Source organism: Clostridium coskatii, assembly GCF_001675205.1.
Classification (GTDB): domain Bacteria; phylum Bacillota; class Clostridia; order Clostridiales; family Clostridiaceae; genus Clostridium_B; species Clostridium_B ljungdahlii.
The window spans coordinates 210239-232375 of record NZ_LROR01000038.1 but is presented as its reverse complement, the minus strand read 5'-3'; the positions used below and the strand labels follow the sequence as shown (position 1 = coordinate 232375).

General features: G+C 36.0%; 17 protein-coding genes. 15 read left to right on the top strand and 2 right to left on the bottom strand.

The window, feature by feature from the left end; genetic code table 11:
• The first annotated feature begins 41 nt into the window (after positions 1-41).
• From CLCOS_RS08400 to CLCOS_RS08365, 8 genes are all read left to right on the top strand, one after another.
• Positions 42-869, top strand: coding sequence for an ABC transporter permease (locus CLCOS_RS08400; protein ID WP_063601048.1), 828 nt, complete (start codon positions 42-44; stop codon positions 867-869).
• 1 nt (position 870) lies between these two features.
• On the top strand, positions 871-1653 hold the full coding sequence (locus CLCOS_RS08395) for an ABC transporter permease (RefSeq protein WP_063601049.1): 783 nt from the start codon (positions 871-873) through the stop codon (positions 1651-1653).
• A 16-nt stretch (positions 1654-1669) separates the two neighbouring features.
• Entirely contained in the window at positions 1670-2731 is a 1062-nt protein-coding gene (locus CLCOS_RS08390) for an ABC transporter ATP-binding protein (RefSeq protein ID WP_063601050.1), read from the top strand.
• Positions 2732-2734: 3 nt separating this feature from the next.
• Complete coding sequence (locus tag CLCOS_RS08385; protein ID WP_063601051.1) at positions 2735-3793, top strand: ABC transporter substrate-binding protein; 1059 nt, start codon at positions 2735-2737, stop codon at positions 3791-3793.
• A 33-nt stretch (positions 3794-3826) separates the two neighbouring features.
• Complete coding sequence (locus CLCOS_RS08380; protein WP_242866915.1) at positions 3827-5593, top strand: adenine deaminase C-terminal domain-containing protein; 1767 nt, start codon at positions 3827-3829, stop codon at positions 5591-5593.
• 31 nt (positions 5594-5624) lie between these two features.
• A complete protein-coding gene (locus tag CLCOS_RS08375) occupies positions 5625-6929 on the top strand; it encodes an amidohydrolase (RefSeq protein ID WP_063601052.1) in 1305 nt (434 codons plus the stop codon).
• A gap of 140 nt (positions 6930-7069) precedes the next feature.
• Positions 7070-7564 (top strand): hypothetical protein, encoded by a 495-nt coding sequence (locus CLCOS_RS08370; RefSeq protein ID WP_063601053.1) that lies wholly within the window; start codon positions 7070-7072, stop codon positions 7562-7564.
• Between the two features lie 163 nt (positions 7565-7727).
• The gene (locus CLCOS_RS08365) at positions 7728-9440 is read left to right on the top strand and encodes a sensor domain-containing diguanylate cyclase (RefSeq protein ID WP_063601054.1); all 1713 of its coding nucleotides are present in this window, start codon (positions 7728-7730) and stop codon (positions 9438-9440) included.
• Between the two features lie 203 nt (positions 9441-9643).
• Here the strand turns inward: CLCOS_RS08365 and CLCOS_RS08360 are convergent, their stop codons facing one another.
• A complete protein-coding gene (locus CLCOS_RS08360; protein WP_013239256.1) occupies positions 9644-10408 on the bottom strand; it encodes a DeoR/GlpR family DNA-binding transcription regulator in 765 nt (254 codons plus the stop codon).
• A 179-nt stretch (positions 10409-10587) separates the two neighbouring features.
• On the opposite strand from CLCOS_RS08360, the gene CLCOS_RS08355 reads away from it, so the two are divergent.
• The 4 genes from CLCOS_RS08355 to CLCOS_RS08340 all read left to right on the top strand — a co-directional run bounded on the left by CLCOS_RS08355 (position 10588) and on the right by CLCOS_RS08340 (position 13563).
• On the top strand, positions 10588-11025 hold the full coding sequence (locus tag CLCOS_RS08355) for a PTS sugar transporter subunit IIA (RefSeq protein ID WP_063601055.1): 438 nt from the start codon (positions 10588-10590) through the stop codon (positions 11023-11025).
• 31 nt (positions 11026-11056) lie between these two features.
• Complete coding sequence (locus CLCOS_RS08350; protein WP_013239254.1) at positions 11057-12157, top strand: PTS fructose transporter subunit EIIC; 1101 nt, start codon at positions 11057-11059, stop codon at positions 12155-12157.
• 36 nt (positions 12158-12193) lie between these two features.
• On the top strand, positions 12194-12514 hold the full coding sequence (locus CLCOS_RS08345; protein ID WP_013239253.1) for a PTS fructose-like transporter subunit IIB: 321 nt from the start codon (positions 12194-12196) through the stop codon (positions 12512-12514).
• 71 nt (positions 12515-12585) lie between these two features.
• Positions 12586-13563, top strand: coding sequence for a Gfo/Idh/MocA family protein (locus CLCOS_RS08340; protein ID WP_013239252.1), 978 nt, complete (start codon positions 12586-12588; stop codon positions 13561-13563).
• Positions 13564-13629: 66 nt separating this feature from the next.
• Here CLCOS_RS08340 and CLCOS_RS22355 read toward each other — a convergent pair whose 3' ends face one another.
• Complete coding sequence (locus CLCOS_RS22355) at positions 13630-13770, bottom strand: hypothetical protein (RefSeq protein WP_156496373.1); 141 nt, start codon at positions 13768-13770, stop codon at positions 13630-13632.
• Between the two features lie 818 nt (positions 13771-14588).
• Between CLCOS_RS22355 and CLCOS_RS08335 the strand changes: the two genes are divergently transcribed.
• The 3 genes from CLCOS_RS08335 (at position 14589) to modA (CLCOS_RS08325) (ending at position 22113) form a co-directional block, all read left to right on the top strand.
• Positions 14589-19913, top strand: a complete 5325-nt coding sequence (locus CLCOS_RS08335) for an Ig-like domain-containing protein (protein ID WP_063601056.1) — start codon at positions 14589-14591, stop codon at positions 19911-19913.
• 199 nt (positions 19914-20112) lie between these two features.
• Positions 20113-20988: a molybdate ABC transporter substrate-binding protein gene (gene modA, locus CLCOS_RS08330; protein ID WP_063601057.1), complete on the top strand. Its 876-nt coding sequence runs from the start codon at positions 20113-20115 to the stop codon at positions 20986-20988.
• Between the two features lie 246 nt (positions 20989-21234).
• Positions 21235-22113 (top strand): molybdate ABC transporter substrate-binding protein, encoded by an 879-nt coding sequence (gene modA / locus CLCOS_RS08325; protein WP_063601058.1) that lies wholly within the window; start codon positions 21235-21237, stop codon positions 22111-22113.
• The last annotated feature ends 24 nt before the right edge of the window (positions 22114-22137 follow it).

Here is a 22137-nt window from a genome sequence, read left to right as displayed (position 1 = left end):
AGATCGGATAAAATTAAAAATATAAAGGAGGGCTACTTATAATGAGAAAAAAAGTACTTTATTTAATGTTAGTACCTGGAATTTTAATAATTTTGTTCTTTTTAATGGCACCACTTATAAATATATTAATTCCTACAGTCGTGAGTGATAAAGGTATTACACCTAAGTTGTATTTATCTTTCTTTAAAGATAATTATTTAATGAACATATTTTTTCGTACTCTTAGAATAGCAATTATAACGACTATTGCTTGTATAATACTTGGAGTACCAGTTTCTTATTATTTATCAAGAAGTGATAAAAAAATAAGAGGATTACTTCTTGCACTTACGGTATTTCCACTCTTAACCAACTCTATTGTTCGTGCATTTGCATGGATGACTATACTTGGTAAAAATGGAGCTATAAACACACTACTTATAAATTGTCATATTATAAGTGAACCACGAGAAATTCTTTATACGGAGTTTGCAATAATTATAGGAAGTGTATACTTATTTTTGCCTCTTATGATTGTTTCTTTGGTTGGAGTAATGGAAAATATTAATAGTGATTTCGTAGAAGCTGCTCAAAGTCTTGGTGCTAGTAGAATAGCAGCTTTTTTTAAGGTCATCTTTCCACTAAGTGTTCCAGGAATGATAGTGGGAAGTATTCTTGTTTTTACTGGTGCATTAACAGCATATACAACACCCCAACTTCTTGGAGGAAATAAAAATACAGTGCTTGCAACGCTCATATATCAAAAGGCTATGACGCTAAGTGATTGGACAGGCGCTTCTGTAGTTTCTGCTGTTATGATTATAGCTACATTGATTGTTATGTTTGGAATTAATAAATTTGCATCAAGATTATATGAAAGGGGTGTATAGAATGAAAAAAAATAAGTTGCTTACATTATTCGTATTTCTTGTATACATATTTTTATTTGGACCGCTTTTGATAGTTACTGTAACAGCTTTTGGAACAGATAATTTCATAGCATTTCCACCTAAGCATATAGGGATAAGATGGTTTATACATGTTTTTCAGTCACCAACTTTTATGACTACGTTAGGTATAAGTTTGGAAGTATCCATAGCTGCCACTTTAATTGCACTTATTGTTGGAATACCTGCATGTTATGTGATTAGTAGAAATGATTTTAGAGGAAAAAAGTTTATTAACAATATATTTCTATCACCAGTTACAATACCAGGAATAGTACTTGGATTTGCACTTTTTAGATTTATAACAATCACTCTTAAAATGAATATTTTAACTAGCTTATTAATTGGACATGTTGTTATAGTAATTCCATATATAATAAGGGTCATTGGCTCAAGTCTTGGAGGATTGGATTATTCTATTGAAGAAGCAGCTATAAGTCTTGGAGCTTCTAGAATAAAAACATTTTTCCTAGTTGTCATGCCAAATATAACATCTGGTATAATTGCAGCCTTTATGCTGGCATTTATAAATTCCTTCAATAATGTACCTGTATCTATATTTTTAACAGGACCGGGAGTCAGTACGCTGCCAATAAGTATGATGAGTTATGTTGAATACAATTATGACCCTAGTGTTTCAGCTCTTTCAGTCATATTGATGTTTATGACTATTATAATAATGTTTATTGTTGAGAAAACTTTGGGATTAAATTATTTTACAAAATAAAATATGGAGGTGCTACATGGCTTTAATAAATTTAAAAGATATTGCAGTTTCTTATGATGGAAAAACAAATATATTAAAAAAATTAAACCTTGATATTGAAAAGGGAAAGTTGGTTTCACTTCTTGGACCAAGCGGGTGTGGAAAGACTACTACATTGAGAGTAATAAGCGGCTTTTTAGAGCCAACAGGTGGTCAATTTATATTTGATGGTAAGGATTATACTAAAATACCTGTTAATAAGAGAAATTTTGGAATGGTATTTCAAAGTTATGCACTTTTCCCTCATCTCAATGTTTTTGATAATATAGCTTTTGGACTTAAGATGAGAAATGTAGATAAAAAAACTATAACTGAGTCAGTTAACAAATTTATTGAAATAGTAGATTTAAAAGAATATGGCAAAAGGTATCCTGCAGAATTGTCAGGAGGACAAAGACAGAGAGTTGCTATAGCTAGAGCACTTGTTATAAAACCTGATCTTCTTTTGCTGGATGAACCACTTAGTAATTTAGATGCTAAATTGAGATTAAAAATGAGGGTAGAAATTAGGAAATTACAGCAGCGTTTTGGAATTACAACTGTTTTTGTAACACATGATCAGGAAGAATGCTTTTCCATATCAGATAAAGTTGCAGTAATGAATAAAGGTGTAATTGAACAATATGATACTCCAGAAAAAATATATTCAAAGCCTAATACAGAATTTGTGGCAAAGTTTGTAGGATTCGAAAATTTTATTGACTTAGAATATGTTAAAGATGATGTATTTAATGCAGATTGCAATATTGAAATTCATATTAAAAATCATGAAAATGTTCCTGGCAAAATAAAAGCTACTATAAGACCTGATGATATTAAAATATTAGCATCTGATTTTACAGGCAATGAAAATATACTAGATGGAACAATCGAAGTTAGAACATATTTGGGAAAAGCATACCAGTATTCTGTCAATACAAAGCTTGGATCAATTATTGTAAACAATGGAAATGATGAAGTGTATGATATTGGAAATGAGGTAAAGCTTTATTTACCTTCAAATAAATTAATAATTGTTAAAAAATCTGAGGAGGAATAAAAAATGAAAAAATTACCTTTGGCTTTAGCATCCATATTTTTGCTATCAGCACTTTCTGGATGTGGAAGTGCAGCGCAAAGTACAGATTCAAAAAGTGATCAAAAGCAACTTGTAATATCAACATGGGGATTAAATGAAGATGCTCTTCAAAAAGATGTTTTTAAGCCTTTTGAGAAAGCAAACAATGTAAAAATAGTTTTGGAAACAGGAAATAATGGAGAAAGATTAACTAAACTCAAAAATAATCCAAACAGTAACGTTGATATAATGTACCTTGCAGAATCTTTTTCTGAAGAAGGCATACAAGATGGATTATTTGAAAAAATTGATTATAGTAAGGTACCAAATGCAAAGAAAGTAATACCTAAGGCACAAAAGTTTATAACTGAAGGATATGGTCCAGCATATACTTTAAATAGAGCAGCTATAGTTTATAATCCTGAAAAAGTAAATGGAAATATAGCTTCATGGAAAGATTTATGGAGTCCTGATTTTAAGGGTAAAATAGCAATACCAGATATAACAACAACATTTGGACCTGCTATGGTTTGTGCAGCTTCAAAGAAGGATGGTGTTGATGTAATAAGTGATAAAGGTGTAGATGCATTTAAATCACTTCAAGCTTTAAAACCAAATGTAGTTAAGACATATACTAAATCTTCTGATCTTGTAAATATGTTTTCTAATGGAGAAATAACAGCTGCAGTTGCTGCGGATTTTGTTTATGGCTCAATTAAAAAAGCAGTTCCTTCAGTAAAATTTGTTGATCCAGGTGAAGGAGCATATCTTAACTTTAATACTGTAAATATAGTAAAGAGTTCAAAAAATAAGGAGTTAGCATTGAAATTTATAAATTATGTATTGAGTGCAGAAGTTGAACAAAAAACATCTAAAGATGTAGGCGAATCACCAGTTAACAGCGATGTAAAATTACAAGGTACGGAAACACAGGGTCTAACATATGGAGATGAAGTTGAAAAATCAAATGTTTTGGATTTCAAATTTATAAATAAGAACAATAAAAACTGGATTGATCAGTGGAACAAGATTTACAATAATTAGTTTTAATTTTAAATAGAAGACATCTGAAAAATAATGAATCCATATGCTGATGAACTTATTTTTTCAGATGTCTTATTTACGTTTAAGAAAGGTGATCATATGAAAGCAGATTTAATCATAAAAGATGTTTATGTTTTTAATGCTTATTTTAAAAAATTTATATACGGTGATGTATCAATATTAAATGGAAGGTTTTTATATATAGGTAAGGATTGTCATGAAAAAATAAGTGCAAGAAATATTATAGAAGGTAATAAGAAATATCTAATACCTGGCCTTATTGATATACATATGCATATTGAAAGTTCAATGACTACACCAACAAACTTTGCAAATGCTGTCATTAAAAATGGAGTTACAACAGTTGTTGCTGATCCACATGAAATTGCAAATGTATTTGGAATAGAAGGCATAAAAGCTATGATAAATTCTGACAGGCAGCATATAATGGATATATTTTATGGCATTCCAAGTTCTGTACCATCAACATCGGCTAAATTTGAAACTACAGGTGGACAAATAGGGATAAAAGAAGTATCAGAACTTATAAAAAATGACCGTATATGGTGCATTGGTGAAGTTATGAATTTTAAGGATTTGGTTTATAGTGAAGATTCGCTTATAAATAATATAATTAAATTGATAAAAAAGGAAAAACCTCATTTCAAAATAGAAGGACATTGTCCTAAAATATCAGGACTTGATCTAGCAAGATACATATATCAAGGTGTAGATGCAGACCACACTCAGCAAAATCCAAAATCCATTGAGGAAAAGATATCAAATGGCATGTTTTTAGAAATTCAAGAAAAATCAATGACAAAAGAAAACATGGAATATTTAATTTCCAATGACCTATATGAGCATTTTTGTTTTGTTACTGATGATACGATGGCAGATAAATTAATTGTTTCGCATTTGAATGGACTTGTTAAAAAAGCTATTGGCATGGGTATGAAGCCGGAAATGGCTGTTTATGCAAGTACTTTTATTCCAGCAAGAAGAATGAATTTTTACGATAGAGGAAGCATTGCACCTGGAAAGATAGCTGATTTTATTTTATTGGATGATTTAAAATCATTTAGTATAAATGAAGTATATAAAAATGGTGAACTTGCATGTAAGGGTGTTAGTGAGAAAAAAGAACGTGAGTTTCCAGATCATTTTTATAAAAGCATTAAAATGAATCCAGTTAGTGACTCAGACTTTTCAGTTAAAGCACCTGTAAAAGAGGGTAAAGTAAAATGCAGAATAATGAAGGTTCAAAGTGATAGTACATTTACAAAAGAAGAAAGTGATTTTGTAGAGGTGAAAAACTCAAGGCTTTCTTTTGAAACTTCTAAGTATGCACTTATTGCGATTTTTAATAGATATGATAATACTAAAAAAAGATCTTATGGACTTGTTTCAGGTAGTATAATCCAAAGAGGAGCAGTTGCTTCTAGCTATGCTCATGATCATCATAATTTAATGGTAATGGGAAGAAATACAGAAGATATGAAAGTAGCAGCAAATTGGATTATTAGAAACAATGGGGGTTACTGCGTAGCTTCGGATGGAAAAATTATAGCAAATCTTGCTCTTCCCGTTGGTGGTATATTGTCTGAAGAACCAATAGAGTCCATAGCTTTAAATTTAAAAGAAGTGAGAATGGCATTAAAGAAACTTGGATATAAACATAATAATGAAATAATGTCTTTTAGTACGCTATCTCTTCCAGTAAGCCCGGAACTAAAAATTACGGATAAAGGTCTTATAAGAGTTAATACCCAGGAAATAGTAAGCTTATTTTGTGAGTAAATATCAAAATTATTTATATGAGGATGATTTTATGGATAGAACAATAATAAAAAATGTAAATATAATTACTATGAATAAAGAAAAAGAAGTAATAGAAAATGGAGTAGTAGTTATAAATGGGAATATAATTGAAGACATAGGAAAAAGTGAACTTTTAAAAAAGTATGCTGGAGAGAAAGTAATAGATGGAAATAACGGAATATTAATGCCTGGCATGGTAAATACCCATACTCATGCATCTATGCTGCCATTTAGAAGTCTTGGAGATGATTTAGCTGACAGGCTTAAGAAGTATATATTTCCACTTGAAAGCAGGTTTGTTGATAGAAAATTTGTTTATGAAGGAGCAAGAGCTGGAATAGCAGAAATGCTCTTAGGAGGAGTTACAACATTTGCTGATATGTATTACTTTGAAGATGAAGTTGCAAGGGCTGCAAAGAAAATGGGAATCCGTGCAGTATTGGGTGAAACAGTACTTAATTTTCCATCACCAGATTCTAAAGAATCCTATGGAGGAATTGAATACGGCGAAGAGTTCATTAAAAACTGGAGAGAAGAAGAATTAATAACTCCAGCAATAGCACCTCATGCTCCTTATAGTAATGATACTGAGCATTTAGTAAAAGCACATAATATTTCTCAAAAATACGATATTCCAATGATGATGCATGTGGCAGAAATGGATTATGAAACTGAAAAGTATGAAAAAGAATATAACATGACACCTGTACAATATTTAAATAGTATAGGAATTTTAGATGAAAATTTTGTAGCAGCACACTTAGTAAATATAACCAATGAGGACTTGGAGGTTGTTTGCAAAAATAAAATTGGAATAGCTCACAATATAGGTGCAAATTCAAAAGGAGCAAAGGGAGTTTCACCAGCAGTTAAAATGTATAAAAGAGGTATGAAAATAGGACTAGGAACTGATGGACCAATGAGTGGAAATACTCTTGACATAATAACTCAAATGTCTCTTGTTGGAAAAATCCATAAATTAGTTAATAGAGATAGAACTCTTTTCCCAGCTTCTGAAATAATTGAAATGGCAACTATTGGTGGTGCAAGAGTATTAAATATGGATAAAACTATAGGATCTATTGAGAAGGGAAAAAATGCGGACTTAGTTATAATAGAAACCAAGTCCATTAATATGCATCCTATATATGATTATTATTCAGCGGTAGTTTATTCCGCCAATCCAGCAAATGTGGATACAGTAATTATAAATGGTAAAGTCCTTGTAAAGAATAGAAAACTCATAGGTATAGATATTGACGATATTATAGATAAAATAAATAGCATTAAAAATAGTATAATTAAATTTTTCTAAAGAAAAGTGAAATATATACGGAAACGGATAGAGTAAAACTATCCGTTTTTTCCTTATATAAAATATTGAAATTAATATTATTTTCAGAAATAAGCATAATAAAAATATATTATTATGTATAAGGCAAAGGAGATGTCTAAATGAAAAAAAAGCTTTCTTTAATTATGGCAATTTCATTACTTATTATAAATCTAGTAGGCTGTGGAACTCAAAAGAGTGTTACTGAGGTGAAAGATAAAGCAAAAAATGCAACAGAACAAGCAAAAAATGATGTTATGCAAATCCCTAAAAATCTACAAGCTGACATGGGTACAGGTACCTTTTATATTTCTACTCCATCAGGTACTTCTCAAAATGGAGCTGTCCCAGTTATATATGCAGATAAAAATACTCAAATTGAACAAATTGGAATAAATACAAGTGGCTTTAATGGTAAAAATTTAAGTTATATATTTGTAGATGGTGTGCTAAATTCTAAAGAACAATTAGCAGAAAGCCAATCCTCTATAAATCTTAAGGGCAATGCTCTTAAAGTAGGAAAACATAAGGTAGATGTTGTTCAATATAATAACAATAAGACAACAGACAGTGTTATAACACATAAAACAGCCTATTACGAAGTTAAATCTAAATAATAAATGTTGTTATTTATAGTGTAAATGTTAATTACAAATGGCATTTACACTTGTTTTATTTATATATAGAAAAACCTATAAACAGTATGTTAATTTGTTACATTGATAATTCAGTAAGTATGTAATACTATTTTAGTAATACACTGTTAACCGGGGGTATCATATGAAAAAAATTATTTTACCTATTATTTTTATAGCTTTATTAGTAGGTATATTTTCAGCTTTTAATGATTCTAATAACCTTAATTATATTAAGGCAGATAAAGGGATTCTAAATTTAAGTAATTACAATTTTCAGCAAAGAGGAAATGTAAAGATTGAAGGGCAGTTGGAACTGTATGTGAATAAACTTCTTAACCCAGAACAAGTGGCGCATGAAAAAACTGATAAGTATTTAATTTTACCTGATAAACTTACAACACAGTTAAATGGAAAAAATACTGGATATATGACAGTACACTTAAAAGTATTTCTTCCAAAAGGGGTTGTCTATGGACTTAGAATAGGAAGTTTTTTGTCAGCTTCAAAGATTTGGGTGAATGGTGTTTTACAAGGACAAGTGGGACAAGTAGGCAAAAGTTATGAGAAAGAAAAATCTATATATTTGCCAAGTTATACATATTTTACAGCACAAAATGGAGCTGCTGATATAGTAATTCAAGCATCCAATTACACAATTCTTTATCCTGTATTAAAACCTATGGAACTTGGTCTTAAAGATAGAATTATGAATAGATTTATAATAAGTGCAAGTGGGGATTTAATTATAGTAGGGGTTCTGCTTATTGTAGAATTGTTATTTTTATGTTTGTATGGAAGATTAAAGAACAATAAATTCTTTTTATATTTTTCTATATTGTGCTTATTTACACAATTAAGGTGCTTGTTTCTAAATGAAAGGGTAATTGTTCATATTTTCCCTAATATGCCTTTTGAGCTGCTTAGCAAAACGGCGGCAATTACGTACTATTTATATATGCCAATTTATGTTTTGCTTTTAAAAGAATTATTCCCAGACTTTCCTAAAAAGTTAGTTAATATATCATTTTGCTTTTCAATATTCTTTACCACTATATGCCTTATAACTAATAATACTTTTTACGATAGATTGTCTTTTTTAAGTGAAGCTATTTTGATATTTATTGTGATTGGTATATTAATATTTTTTATAAAAAAAGCAAAAAAAGGGGAAGGAATAATATCGTTTGTGGCATTTACTGCTTTAATTGCTACAGCAGCAAATGATGTACTCATAAATAATGGAATGATATATGGCAGGTATGGTTTTCAAGTAGGTATGCTTATCTTTGCTTTTTTAGAAACTTATGTAATTATAATGCAATATTCTGATGAGATAATTAATGCAGAAAAATTAAAAATAGAAAATCGTATTATATATGAGAAGTCTATTAAAGATGATCTTACAGGATTATATAAAAGAAATTATATTGAAGGAATATTAAATGAAGTTATAAAAAAATATATAAATGAAGGTGAAATATTTAGCATAATGATGTTTGATGTGGATTATTTTAAATTGATTAATGATAATTATGGGCATCTACAGGGAGACAAGGTTTTAACTGATATAAGTAAAGTAATAACGGAATGTATAGGAGACACGGGTTATGCAGGAAGATATGGTGGAGAGGAATTTATTGTTATTTTGCCTAATACAAAGCAGGAAGGGTTAGTAGAAATAGGAGAAAGAATTAGAAATAAAATCAATACTTTTCCATGGGAAGATGGAATAAAAGTTACTATAAGTGGTGGATTATATGAAAATAAGTCAAATACAAATATGGAATGTATAAAAATTGTTGATGATTTATTATATGAAGCTAAGAATAGTGGAAGAAATAAAATTGTAGTATAGCTAAATATATTGCACTGATTAATTAGTATGCCAACTTTTTTAACATGTATACATATTTTTAAACAGTTGACAATTAACTGTCAACTGTTTATTGCGAATTCTCAACTTTTAAAGCAGATTTATCTACAAAAGTTTATCTGATGGTTACTTACTGTAACACTTCTACGCACACAGCGAAAGCGACTAAGCAAGATTCATTGATATTAGATGAATTTGGTATCAGTTTTAGTTAATAAATTTGTAATTTCCTTGTCTGGTGGAGACTCTGTAATAATTGTATTTATATCATAAAGGGTAGCAAATTTATAAGTACCATCAATATAAAATTTTCTATTTTCCATAACCAAAAATATTTCTTTACTGCCATTTATTATGGCTTTTTTTGTGTTTCCATCTTCTACATCAAAAGTAGTGACACTTTTGTCAAATATGTTTACTCCACAGCTTCCTATAAAACATTTGTTGGGCTTGTAGTTAATGATACTTTCAATAGCCATTGAACCTGTAAATCCATCTAAATCTTTGCTAAGAACTCCTCCAGTACAAATAACTTTAATGTTATTATCTTGTTTATTTAGTATTGAGATTATATCAAGCATATTGGTTACTACTGTGAGCTTCTTTGGGCTCTTTGAAAGCTTTTCAGCCAACATCATATTTGTAGTTGATATATCTAGAAAAATCGTTTCATTTTCGAAAATAGAATTAAAGGCTTTTTCAGCTATAACTTCTTTTGATTCTACACTAATATTTTTCCTTATAGAAATGTCCTGCTTGGGAGCTGAATGTCTAACAGATACGGCACCTCCATAAGTTCGCTGCAGCAAATTTTTATTTTCTAGTATTTTCAAGTCTTTTCTAATACAGTCCTCTGTTACATTAAATCTGGAACTTAAATCTTTGACAACCACTTTTCCTTCTTTATGTAAAATATTTATTATTTTATCATGTCTTTCTTCTGGAAACAAAAGTTACCTCCCCTTTATGTTACATAATAGAATCTTATTGATTCATACTAATATTATTATATCAAAATTTCATTTATAATGTGGAAATACATTGAAGAATTCAAAAAAGATTATGATTGAAACAAATGTAAAATGGCATAGATAAGATAATTAATGTTTTTACTGAGGAGGATATAATAATGAATGACATAATAAATAAAGACCTTGTTGTATTGGATTTAGAGGCTTCTTCTAAAGAAGAAGTTATTAGAAAGCTTTCAAAGCTTATAGAAAAACAGGAGAAATTAATAGATTTTGATGGCTATGTCAAGCAGGTATTTGAAAGAGAAAAGGATTTCCCTACATCTATAGGATTTGATGTAGCTATTCCCCATGGCAAATCTGACTCCGTAAAAAGTGCTGCAGTAGCTTTTGCTAGACTAAAAAAAGAAGTTAAGTGGAGTGAAGAAGAATCGGTAAAGTATGTATTTTTAATTGCTGTACCAGAGAAAGAAGCCGGAGATAGGCATTTGCAGATTCTTGCTCAACTTTCTAGAAAGATTATGAGAGAGGAGTTTAGAACTAAGTTATGTGAAGCTTCTAGCATAGAAGAGATATTAGAAGCATTAGATAGTTAAGAATTAAATAATAAGAGTGGAGGTAATTAAAATGGATGATTTAAAGGATTTATTAAAAAATACGAGACAGCATCTAATGACAGGTGTTTCATACATGATTCCTTTTGTTGTATCAGGAGGAGTTTTATTAGCACTTTCAGTTTTATTATACGGTTCAGCAGCAGTTCCACCTAAAGGAACAAGGTTAAATGATTTGTTTAATATAGGAGCAGCTGGACTTGGATTAATGGTTCCTATACTAGCAGGGTTTATAGCATTTTCAATGGTAGATAGGCCAGGTATAGCACCAGGAGCTATTGGTGGTTATCTCTCAAATCAAATTGGAGCGGGATTCCTAGGAGGAATTATAGCAGGTTTGCTTGCAGGTATAGTAGTTTTTTATTTAAAGAAAATAAAAGTTCCTTCAATTATGCGTTCTGTAATGCCAATATTTGTTATTCCACTAATAGGTACATTTATCATTGGTGCACTTATGGTTTGGGTTATAGGAACTCCTGTTGCAGGGGCTATGAAGGGAATGAAGGCTTGGCTAGAAGGGTTAGGTACTGGAAATTTAGTGATTTTAGGAATAGTTTTAGGTTCAATGATAGCTTTTGATATGGGAGGTCCTGTAAACAAGGTTGCATATGGATTTGGAGCGGCAATGGTAGGAACGATAAATCCTACAACTGGAATGGCAAGTCCTATAGCACTAAAAATAATGGCAGCCATAGGTGTTGCAATATGTACTCCTCCAATTGGGATGGGTGTAGCTACTTTCTTAGCACCTAAAAAGTACTCAACGGAAGAAAAGGAAGCAGGAAAAGCTGGTATATTGATGGGGCTAATAGGAATAACAGAAGGAGCTATACCTTTTGCTGCATCAGATCCATTGAAGGTTATTCCTTCTTTAATAGTGGGTTCTGCCAGTGGAGCAGTTACTGCAATGTTATTAGGGTCTGGAAATCCTGCACCTTGGGGTGGATGGATAGTATTGCCAGTAGCTACTGGCAAATTTGGTTACATTATAGCTACTTTGGTAGGTGTTGCTGTAACCGCATTGATGGTAAATATTTTAAAGAAACCAGTCACAGAAAAGCGTAATGATGACCATGGTGGAGGCGGTGAGGAAATAAACTTGGATTTCGAATAATATAGGCTAAAACACGATAATAGGAGATGAATTAAAATGAAGATATTAGCAGTTACGGCTTGCCCATCAGGAGTTGCACATACTTATATGGCTGCAGAGGCATTGGAAAAAGCAGCAAAAGCCAAAGGAATTGAAATAAAGGTTGAAACTCAAGGATCAATAGGTATAGAAAATAAAATTACTATGGATGATGTAAAAGATGCAGATGTAGTTATATTAACTAAAGATATTGGTATAAAGGAAACGGAAAGATTTAACGGATTGCCAACTGTCAAAGTTGGAGTTAGCGATGTAGTTAAAAAATCAGATCAAATAATTGACAAAGTTGAAGCATATATTAATAGCAAAAAACAATAATAAATAAGCTGTTGGTTACTCCAACAGCTTATTTGATATAATTTAAATATTTGAAAGAAGAGGGAAGCATAATGGTGAAGTTTGCTGTAATAGGAACAAGTAAAATCACTGATAGGTTCATAGAAGCAGCTAAGTTATGCAAGAATTTTGAACTCACTGCAGTGTATTCAAGGACAAAAGAAAGAGCTTTAGAATATGGGAGTAAATACGAAGCTGCATTGGCGTATGATGATTTAGATGAACTTGCAGAAAGTAGAGAAGTAGATGCTGTTTATATAGCTAGTCCAAATAGTTTTCATGCTTTTCAGTCAATTAAAATGCTAAGGGGTAAAAAGCATGTATTATGTGAAAAAACTATAGCATCTAATAAAAAGGAATTAGAGCATATGATAAAAGCAGCTAAAGAAAATGGAGTAATTCTTTTAGAAGCAATGCGTTCTGTATTTGATCCAGGCTTTAAGGCCATAGAGAACAATCTTATTAAGCTTGGAACTATTAGAAGGGTTACATTTCAATATTGTCAATACTCTTCCAGATATGATAATTTCAAAAAAGGAATTGTTGAAAATGCATTTAATCCTGTTTTTTCTAACGGGGCACTAATGGATATTGGGGTATATTGTATTCATCCATTAGTTAAGCTTTTTGGAATGCCTAAAAGTATATGGGCAAATTCTGTAATTTTAGAAAATGGAGTGGATGGTGCTGGAACTATTATGGTGAACTATGGAAATATGCAGGGGGAACTTTTATACTCTAAAATTACCAATTCTAAATTACCAAGTCAAATTCAAGGTGAGAAGGGATGCATGATCATAAAAGAAATAGCTGATACAAGGGAAGTTACTATTATATATAATAATGGAAAAGAAGAACATATAAGTATCAATAAATGTGATAACAATATGTATTACGAAGTAGAAGAGTTAATTAGGCTTATTCAAATAAAGGGAAATGCAGATGTGTATAATAAATGTTCTCTTATGGAACTTAGCATAATGGATGAAGCAAGAAGAAAAATGGGGATTAAATTTCCAGCAGATGTTTAGGCATTTTCAAAGAAATGCTGAATATTTGGGAAAATCCCCTTCTTTTTTATTTTAGTCTATTTTAATTTAAAAATTCTTCTCATATTTAAGTAAAGAAGGATTCCAGGTTTCAAACATTTCATTTTCATTTACCACTGCCTCAAATACAGGATTCAAAAAAGAATATATTACTTCAATTACCTTTGCAAATTCAATTTCTATTAACATTTGGCTTTAGAAACTATAACATCTCCAACTCCCATGTCTATATGAAAAGGTGTTTTTGTATTTTTAAATTTTCCTATAATATTAGCTCTAATTCCATATGGGCATATTAGAAAGACGTAACATTTCAGCCTGAATTATTACATTTATGGGGTTGTATTTTCCTTAGCGTACGCTAAGGAAATTTGTTAAGTAAGTTATATTTCAACAAAAATAAAGCCTGTATGAATGATACTGTAAATTTGTAATAACAATAAATTGCTAAGCTTAGGATTAGTAAGTGTTTGTTGTATATATGGGAATAATTGAGATCAAGTTGTAACTTTCTGCTCCATTACTACAGGTACCCCAACCCTTCATATTTAGAAAATATAAATTACAAAATTGTGTTGTTATGTAATGTTATGTCGTGTTGTGTCATATGATATAATTACAAAATTGTACTGTTATGTGATATAATATAATTACAAAATTGTATTGTTATGTCATGTTATGCTATATAATATAATTTAGTATAAAAATATCCTTGTATGTTTACTTTTGTACTAAATTATATTTTTTAGGAGGGGATACAAATTGAAACAAAAGTAAAAAAGAGAGCATATTTGTCTTTTTAAATTTTTTGTATTTTTGAAACGTGATGCTTTATTTTCAAACCAATTTTTATGTACAAGCTTGTATAGCTGTGATTTGTTGAGAGTTTATAAATGTATCAACGATGGTAGTAATTACAAAATTTTTGTGGCCTAATCAAAATATAATCAATATGTACTGTAATATTATTTACTTATGGTAAATTATAAGAAAAATGGGGGAGTTTTATGTGTAAAAGTATTATTCCCAATGTGGGAAGAAAAATTAGACGATATAGTGCTCGATTTTTTACATTTTTACTTATATTTGTAATGCTTTTCAGTAATACCGCGCAGGTTTGGGCGGTTACAGCATCGCCTTATTCATACCCGAATGATACGTCGATTGTGGGAGATAGCACTATTAATAATGCATCATTAATAGGTGTTTATTTAAGTGATGCGTCTGATTCTGACTATAGTTCTTCCAGTGGTAATTATACTGCTAGTAGGGAATTGAAAGCAGGAATACCTAATAATGCTTCATATCCTGCTAGTCAATTCAATGGTGCAGACGGAAATGGAGTAGACCTCTTACCTAATTTTCAAATTGCATTCAATGAAAATATCCTTGGTAAGTCAGATACATATAGCAACTATACTAACAACAAAGGTCTAGTAACACTGGTAAAAGTAAATGCCGATGCCACAGAAAGTAGTGTAGCTACTAATGTTACTATGAATAAGAGTCTTAATGGAAGCCTTTTTGTTTCTCCAACAACAAAATTGGAACCTAGCACTTCTTATAAAGTAAAAGTAAGTTCAGGTATCACGGCGGACCAAACACCTGTTACATTAACAACCAATGCGTATGAAATCTTGTTCAAGACTAAAGCATTGGCACCTTCATCAGGTATTACAGGCGTCACATTAGATAGGACAAGCGCTTCTATTGATGTCGGCAGCACCAGCCAGCTTACAGCTACGGTAGCTCCGGCGGATACCGCGAATAAAGGTGTCACATGGGCTTCGGACAATACAGCCGTAGCTACAGTAGATGCAAATGGTATCGTCACCGCAATGGCGGCAGGTACAGCAAACATTACTGTCACTACAACTGACGGGAGATTTACGGCGAATTGCGCCGTCACCGTTCAAGCGGCACCTTCAGGGGTGCCAACTGATGTGCTTAGTGTCAAGAATATTAAATCAACTACTCTGACATTAAACTGGCCACAATCGGCTAATTCAGATATAAACACTTATGAAGTGTTTAATGATATTACAAAGATAGCTACTTGCACAAAAACTGACTCGGAGTACAATGTCACTGGTTTAACTGCTGACACAGATTATACGTTTACTGTCAAGGCTTTGGACATCGATGGTAAAGAATTGAGCAGTATTACTGCGAAAACGAAGACTTTGCCGACCCCAAACTTTACACTTGCGGTGGACGGCCCGGATTCCGGTAAAATCGGTGACACGCTTACAGTCAAGGCGACAATCAACTCGGAAGTGGACGCGTACGGCTTTAAGGTAACGTTTAAAGACCCTTCCAGTGACGATACGCCTTACGGCAAGATAATGCCGGATCTAATTGCCACTCAAGCCGCAAACATCGGGATAAGGGGTCTGACGGTGGATACCTCGGTGGCCGGACATGTGAGTTTTGCCTGTGATCCGGTGGAGCAAACGAAGGTTATCACTGCAGGCACACCGCTTACTCTTATCTTGAAGTTTAAGGTAGTCGGCACGGCGAAGTCGGCGACGGAAGACCTTACTGTCAATGTCGACAGTTTGGAAGACCAGCTGGTGCTGTTCACGGATCCAGGTGAAACCAGCGCAGAACTTGACACCTATACCAAAATCTGTGGCGCAGTAATGGCTGGTAAGGCCTCCATCGCTTCACTCAGCGGTTCCGCCGCCAATCTGCATACTTTATTTTACGCCAGCGTGGTGTTTGACACGCCTACCGCCAATGTTGGCGGCAACGAGCAGCCCACTACGGTCACTGCAAAGATTACGGCACCCACCGATAAGGACGTGTACGGATTTGAAGCAACGATCATGTATTATACCAATAATAACTTTACATCGGATTTACAATTGGATTCTGCCGCCACTAAAGCGGCCAACGCCGGAATTTTTGGGGGAAAGTTGAATGTCCCCGAAAATCTGCCGTTCCAGGATCTACAATATTATACCGAGGATATATGGGTCGAATCGGACGGAGTGACCCCTATTATTAAAAAGGGTGAGACAGTTGATCTCAAGCTGGTGTTCAAAATACTGCCTTTCGACAGCGAGGGTACGCGTAAGGTCACCGTCTCACCCTATAATCCAATGGTGCTGTTCACCGACCCGTCCATACGCGCGAAAGCCACGGGCGATGGCCTGACGTCGATGAACTTTCCTGACTCTACCCTGTACACGGTACCAACTCAGGAAAGCCTCGGGACCATTGCTATCGCTGGATCTACGGACGGAAGTATAACGCTGACGAGGGCAATCACCAGCCTTACCATGTCTTCCGTCTACGGCAACGAGGGTTCTTACAACTTATACACTCCGGCCGACGTGCTGGCGTTTGCGGACGCGGTCAATACTTTGGGCTATACCGCTATCAACGCTACTATAAAAAACGATATTGACATGACAGGAACGGCTTTCGCCGGTATCGGCACCAAGGACCATCCGTTTGTAGGAACGATTTCAGGCGGGAATCACACGATCAAAATCGCCCGCGTGGTAACGGACGGAAGCTCAGACGTCGGCGGTTTGGTCAACTACTTGGGCAGCGGCGGTATTGTTACCGGTGTATCGATGGCAGGTACCATTACCGGAGCCTTCGAAGGCGCGAACGTCGGAGGTCTTGTGGGCGCATCGACCGGTAGTAGCATCTACCCGCCAACCATAAGCAGCGTGTCGATATCCGGCACAGCCTCTGACGGAGCGAATATCGGCGGCATCGTCGGAGTCTCGAACTACGGCAGTAGCCATTACGGCAAAACAATATACAATGGCAGTATTTCCGTCACGGCGGCACAAGGCAGTAACGTCAATGTCGGCGGCATCGCGGGCACGTTTGACGGGACGGATCAGACGAAAGAATTGGACCGGGAGATGCTCTCTTGCTTCAATACTGGCAATATCAGCGGCGGAACCAACACAGGGAGTATCGTCGGTTCGATTAAAAACGGCATTATCAAGCAAAGCGGCAACGGCGTTTACGACGCAGCCCATAAACTATGGAGCGGCGGCGGTGCAGTCAGCGGCGGCGGCAATACCGGCGGCGTTGCCGGGCAAGCCACCGGCACGAAGTTCAACAACGTATTCAACACCGGCGCGGTCAGCGGTTCCGGCGGCAGTACCGGCGGCATCGTCGGTGCCATTTACGGCACTGGCACAAGTGTTTTGCAATCGTACAATAAAGCCGCGGTCACCAGTTCGGATGCTTCTGCCGGCGGAATTGTAGGCAAAAACGACTCGTCCCACTCGGCCATCGCAGCTAACTTCAATCTCGGCAACGTCACCGCAGCGGACTCCAAGCTGAATGCAGGAGGGATTGTCGGCAAGGTCACAGCGGCTCCGGCGGTTTATACGGGCAACTACTATATTAAGAACGGCTCGATCAATTCGGGCATTAGCGACGCGCTAGACAATACGACGTTTACGGTTGATAGCGGGAATTCGAACGCAAATGGTGCCTCCAACCCCGATAGCTTCTCTCTTACGAAAGCAACTTCAGGTTCGCCCGGTATATACATCTACAAATTGCAGCCGCCTCTTACCGACGCGGACGGGACTTATTTGCTGTCAACTGTGAGCGACATCCTCTGGTTCTATCAGACCGTAAACAATAATGTGGCATCAGGCACGCAAAACAAGATTAACGGCCGGCTTGTGAACAACATTGATATGTCCAAAGTGCCGTCGTCGCAATTCTCGGGAATAGGAGAATTAACCGACGGCTTAGCTTATAATCGTTACGCCGGCACGTTCGATGGCGCGGGATATACAGTGACTATCAAAAATTCCTCACTCTTCAGCGACTGCGAAGGCGCTACGATTAAAAACCTGACCGTTGATGGCTCGCTTAACTTGGGGTCTGTCGGAGGCGGAGGTATCGTCAATACAATCAAAGACGGCCTCATCGAAAATTGCCACAACAAAGCGGATATCAACTCACCCCAAGGCCTTGCCGGCGGTATTGCGTATGCTGCGCAGAACAGTACCATTTCGAACTGTACGAACAGCGGCAATATCACGGGAGGTAAACTTGGCACGATCGGCGGCATTGTCGGTGAGCTCGGCGGATTTGACGTTGCAGTGCCGACGCATTCGGTTATTATTAACTGCGTAAACTCAGGCAATATCACCGGCGAATTAACAATCGGCGGAATCTGCGGGGAAACCGAAGGCGACAATTGCACCGCCGACTTCATCAACTGCAGCAACACAGGAAAAGTCATCTCAACAGCTAAGACATCGTCGGGTGCGACGGGAATATACAATCCGCCTTATATGAATTCTGCCGGCGGAATACTCGGTGGTGCAATTGACCTCACCGTGAACATCAAAGGCTGTCAAAACTCCGGTGTCGTCACGGGCACGGCGAATAACCTAGGCGGTATCGTCGGCGTTGCAGGCCCCTCATGGGGCATCGATGGCAAAACGAGCATAAAGATTACGGACTCCACCAACTCTGGAAAGGTAATCAGCACGGTTGACCCCAATGCCGTGGATAACAGCTATCCAGGGAATCCGAATAGACCGATTAACCCAGATTATATCTACGTCGGCGGCATTATAGGCAGTACCACACAGGATCTAAGCGGGCTCGACATCTCAGGCAACAACAGTTTCGGCGACGTCGATAAAGGCATCGCCACAAACGGAGGCCCAATTGCCGGCTCGGGCAACCAGCCCGGTATCGGCGACAACAATACTTCTAGCGATAATCCAACTGGTGGTAACAATTCAACTGGTGGTAACAATTCAACTGGTGGTAATAATTCAACTGGTGGTAACAATTCAACTGGTGGTAATAATTCAACTGGTGGTAACAATTCAACTGGTGGTAACAATTCAACTGGTGGTAACAATTCAACTGGTGGTAACAATTCAACTGGTGGTAATAATTCAACTGGTGGTAACAATCCAGCAGGTAATAATAATCCAACAGGTAATAACAATCCAAAGGGCAATAGCAATCCAATTGTTTCTGGTAAGCCTGGCAGCACCGCACTTGCTGCTCAAGCGACTAAATTAGTAGCATCGAACAGCCCTAATACTACACCGATAACAAACAAATCGGTTACAGCGTCGAAACCAGAACCCGTGCAAACAAACACGGTAAAAAAACCAGCACCTGTAAAAGATGCTAGCAATACCTCGGGCAAATCGACAGCAAAAGCAACGAAACCAGTTTCAAAAAGTGCGAACGTTTACGAGGTTGTCCAGAATGCAATCCAAAATAATCCGATCATCATTAGAGTATTGCTTTTATTTATTGTTATCCTAGCGGGTCTAGGAGGATTTATGCGATACAGAAAAAGCCGCGAGCAGTAAACGCTCCGGGAATTTATAAAAATAAGATAAAATGTGCTTAACTTAGCTTTCAACGTGCACCGCTGTTAAACGGTACACGTTGAAAAGATATATATTTTCTTAGTCCAGATTAGCGCAATGATAGAGTGCCTTAAGCCTTCATAACAAATGCCTTGATTCATGGCACATTTACAAAAAAATTATTAAGGAGTGATAAATAATGAAATCCAATAAACTCTTAAAGTTTGTTTCATCCTTTGCGCTGAGCATAGTACTAATGATGGGCCTCGCGACTCCTACATTTGCGGCGTCCACCGGCACCAATTTAACAACAACGCTTAATTTAATGGCAGACTACAGCACGCGTTATTCCCTTGGTGAGCGGGTGAACGAAGTGTATCCGAGCGGCACCCTGCTAAGAGCGTTTGAGGACCAGAATCCCAACACAAAGGTTAATGTGACCTATGACAGCTCCGGAAATCTGCTCAATCAGATGAAAGCGGATCCCAATCATAGCACCGATGTTTTCCTCTCTGATGACTTGACGCGAATGAATTCTGCGGTCACTGCAAATATCATACAAGCTAACACGGTATACAATTTGCTTAGTAACGAATTGGTGCTCGTCGGAAATGCAAGCACCGGTCTTACAGAAAACAGCCTTTCATATTCAGACGTATTAGATTGGTTGAATGATAATCCCGGCACAATTGCCGTTGGAGACCCGGCTGTTGTAGCATTAGGAACCTACACAAAGCAGGTATTCGATGCCATCGACAGCACTATATGGAATAACATTTTAACTCATGCAACGCTATATAGCAATGATACCGATGTGTTGGATGCTGTTGCTTGTAATGTGAACCAACTCGGTTCTGTCTATGCAACTGACGCTAGACGTCGACCTGAGCTTACCGTGTTAGATAGCAAAGATGTTAATATCATCTATCCTATTGGCATCACGAATGCTGCCATGAATGATAATGTCAGCAGAGCACCAGCAGCCCAGGCACTTGTTAATTTTCTCAAAGCAGATATCGTTAATCCAGACGGTGTTTTCCAAGGCCGTGGATTTAGCATTCCGATACAGCCTTAGCGGGTCTAGGAGGATTTAGGCGATACAGAAAAAGCCGCGAGCAGTAAACGCTCCGGGAATTGATAAAAATAAGAGAAAATGTGCTTAACTTAGATTTCAACGTGCACTGCTGTTAAACGGTACACGTTGAAAAGATATATATTTTCTTAGTCCAGATTAGCGCAATGATAGAGTGCCTTAAGCCTTCATAACAAATGCCTTGATTCATGGCACATTTACAAAAAAATTATTAAGGAGTGATAAATAATGAAATCCAATAAACTCTTAAAGTTCGTTTCATCCTTTGCGCTGAGCATAGTACTAATGCTGGGCCTCGCGACTCCTACATTTGCGGCGTCCACCGGCACCAATTCAACAACAACGCTTAATTTAATGGCAGCCGCCAGCACGAGTTATTCTCTTGGTGAGCGGGTGAACGGAGTGTATCCGAGCGGCACCCTGCTAAGAACGTTTGAGGACCAGAATCCCAACACAAAGGTTAATGTGACCTATGACAGCTCCGGAAATCTGCTCAATCAGATGAAAGCGGATCCCAATCATAGCGCTGATGTTTTCCTCTCTGCAGACTTGGCGCGAATGAATTCTGCGGTCACTGCAAATATCATACAAGCTAGCACGGTATACAATTTGCTTAATAACAAATTGATGCTCATCGCAAATCCAAGCACCGGTCTTACAGAAAACAGCCTTCAATATTCAGACGTATTAGGTTGGTTGAATGATAATCCCGGCACGACAATTGCCGTTGGAGACCCGGCTGTTGTACCAGCAGGAACCTACACAAAGCAGGTATTCGATGCCATCGACAGCACTACATGGAATGACATCTTAACTCATGCAACGCTATATAGCAACGTTACCAATGTGCTGGACGCTGTTGCTAATAATGTGAACCAACTCGGTTCTGTCTATGCAACTGACGCTAAAACTAATTCTAATCTTATCGTGTTAGATAGCAAAGATGTTAATATCATCTATCCTATTGGCGTCACGAATGCTGCCATGAATGATACTGTCAGAAAACCAGCAGCCCAGGCACTTGTTGATTTTCTCAAAGCAGATATTGCTAAAACAGACGGTAGCAGTGTTTTCAGAAACTTTGGATTTAGCCCTGTAGTGCAGTAATAGTTAAGAATTAAGAAGGCATTT

What these genes read in the sequence shown, in the direction of transcription:
- CLCOS_RS08375 (WP_063601052.1), top strand. Translation starts at nt 5,625, where the DNA reads ATGGATAGAACAATAATAAAAAATGTAAATATAATTACTATGAATAAA.
- CLCOS_RS08355 (WP_063601055.1), top strand. Translation starts at nt 10,588, where the DNA reads ATGAATGACATAATAAATAAAGACCTTGTTGTATTGGATTTAGAGGCT.
- CLCOS_RS08345 (WP_013239253.1), top strand. Translation starts at nt 12,194, where the DNA reads ATGAAGATATTAGCAGTTACGGCTTGCCCATCAGGAGTTGCACATACT.
- CLCOS_RS08400 (WP_063601048.1), top strand. Translation starts at nt 42, where the DNA reads ATGAGAAAAAAAGTACTTTATTTAATGTTAGTACCTGGAATTTTAATA.
- CLCOS_RS08350 (WP_013239254.1), top strand. Translation starts at nt 11,057, where the DNA reads ATGGATGATTTAAAGGATTTATTAAAAAATACGAGACAGCATCTAATG.
- CLCOS_RS08340 (WP_013239252.1), top strand. Translation starts at nt 12,586, where the DNA reads ATGGTGAAGTTTGCTGTAATAGGAACAAGTAAAATCACTGATAGGTTC.
- CLCOS_RS08335 (WP_063601056.1), top strand. Translation starts at nt 14,589, where the DNA reads ATGTGTAAAAGTATTATTCCCAATGTGGGAAGAAAAATTAGACGATAT.
- CLCOS_RS08385 (WP_063601051.1), top strand. Translation starts at nt 2,735, where the DNA reads ATGAAAAAATTACCTTTGGCTTTAGCATCCATATTTTTGCTATCAGCA.
- CLCOS_RS08390 (WP_063601050.1), top strand. Translation starts at nt 1,670, where the DNA reads ATGGCTTTAATAAATTTAAAAGATATTGCAGTTTCTTATGATGGAAAA.
- CLCOS_RS08380 (WP_242866915.1), top strand. Translation starts at nt 3,827, where the DNA reads ATGAATCCATATGCTGATGAACTTATTTTTTCAGATGTCTTATTTACG.
- modA (WP_063601058.1), top strand. Translation starts at nt 21,235, where the DNA reads ATGAAATCCAATAAACTCTTAAAGTTCGTTTCATCCTTTGCGCTGAGC.
- CLCOS_RS08370 (WP_063601053.1), top strand. Translation starts at nt 7,070, where the DNA reads ATGAAAAAAAAGCTTTCTTTAATTATGGCAATTTCATTACTTATTATA.
- CLCOS_RS08365 (WP_063601054.1), top strand. Translation starts at nt 7,728, where the DNA reads ATGAAAAAAATTATTTTACCTATTATTTTTATAGCTTTATTAGTAGGT.
- modA (WP_063601057.1), top strand. Translation starts at nt 20,113, where the DNA reads ATGAAATCCAATAAACTCTTAAAGTTTGTTTCATCCTTTGCGCTGAGC.
- CLCOS_RS08395 (WP_063601049.1), top strand. Translation starts at nt 871, where the DNA reads ATGAAAAAAAATAAGTTGCTTACATTATTCGTATTTCTTGTATACATA.
- CLCOS_RS22355 (WP_156496373.1), bottom strand. Translation starts at nt 13,770, where the DNA reads ATGTTAATAGAAATTGAATTTGCAAAGGTAATTGAAGTAATATATTCT.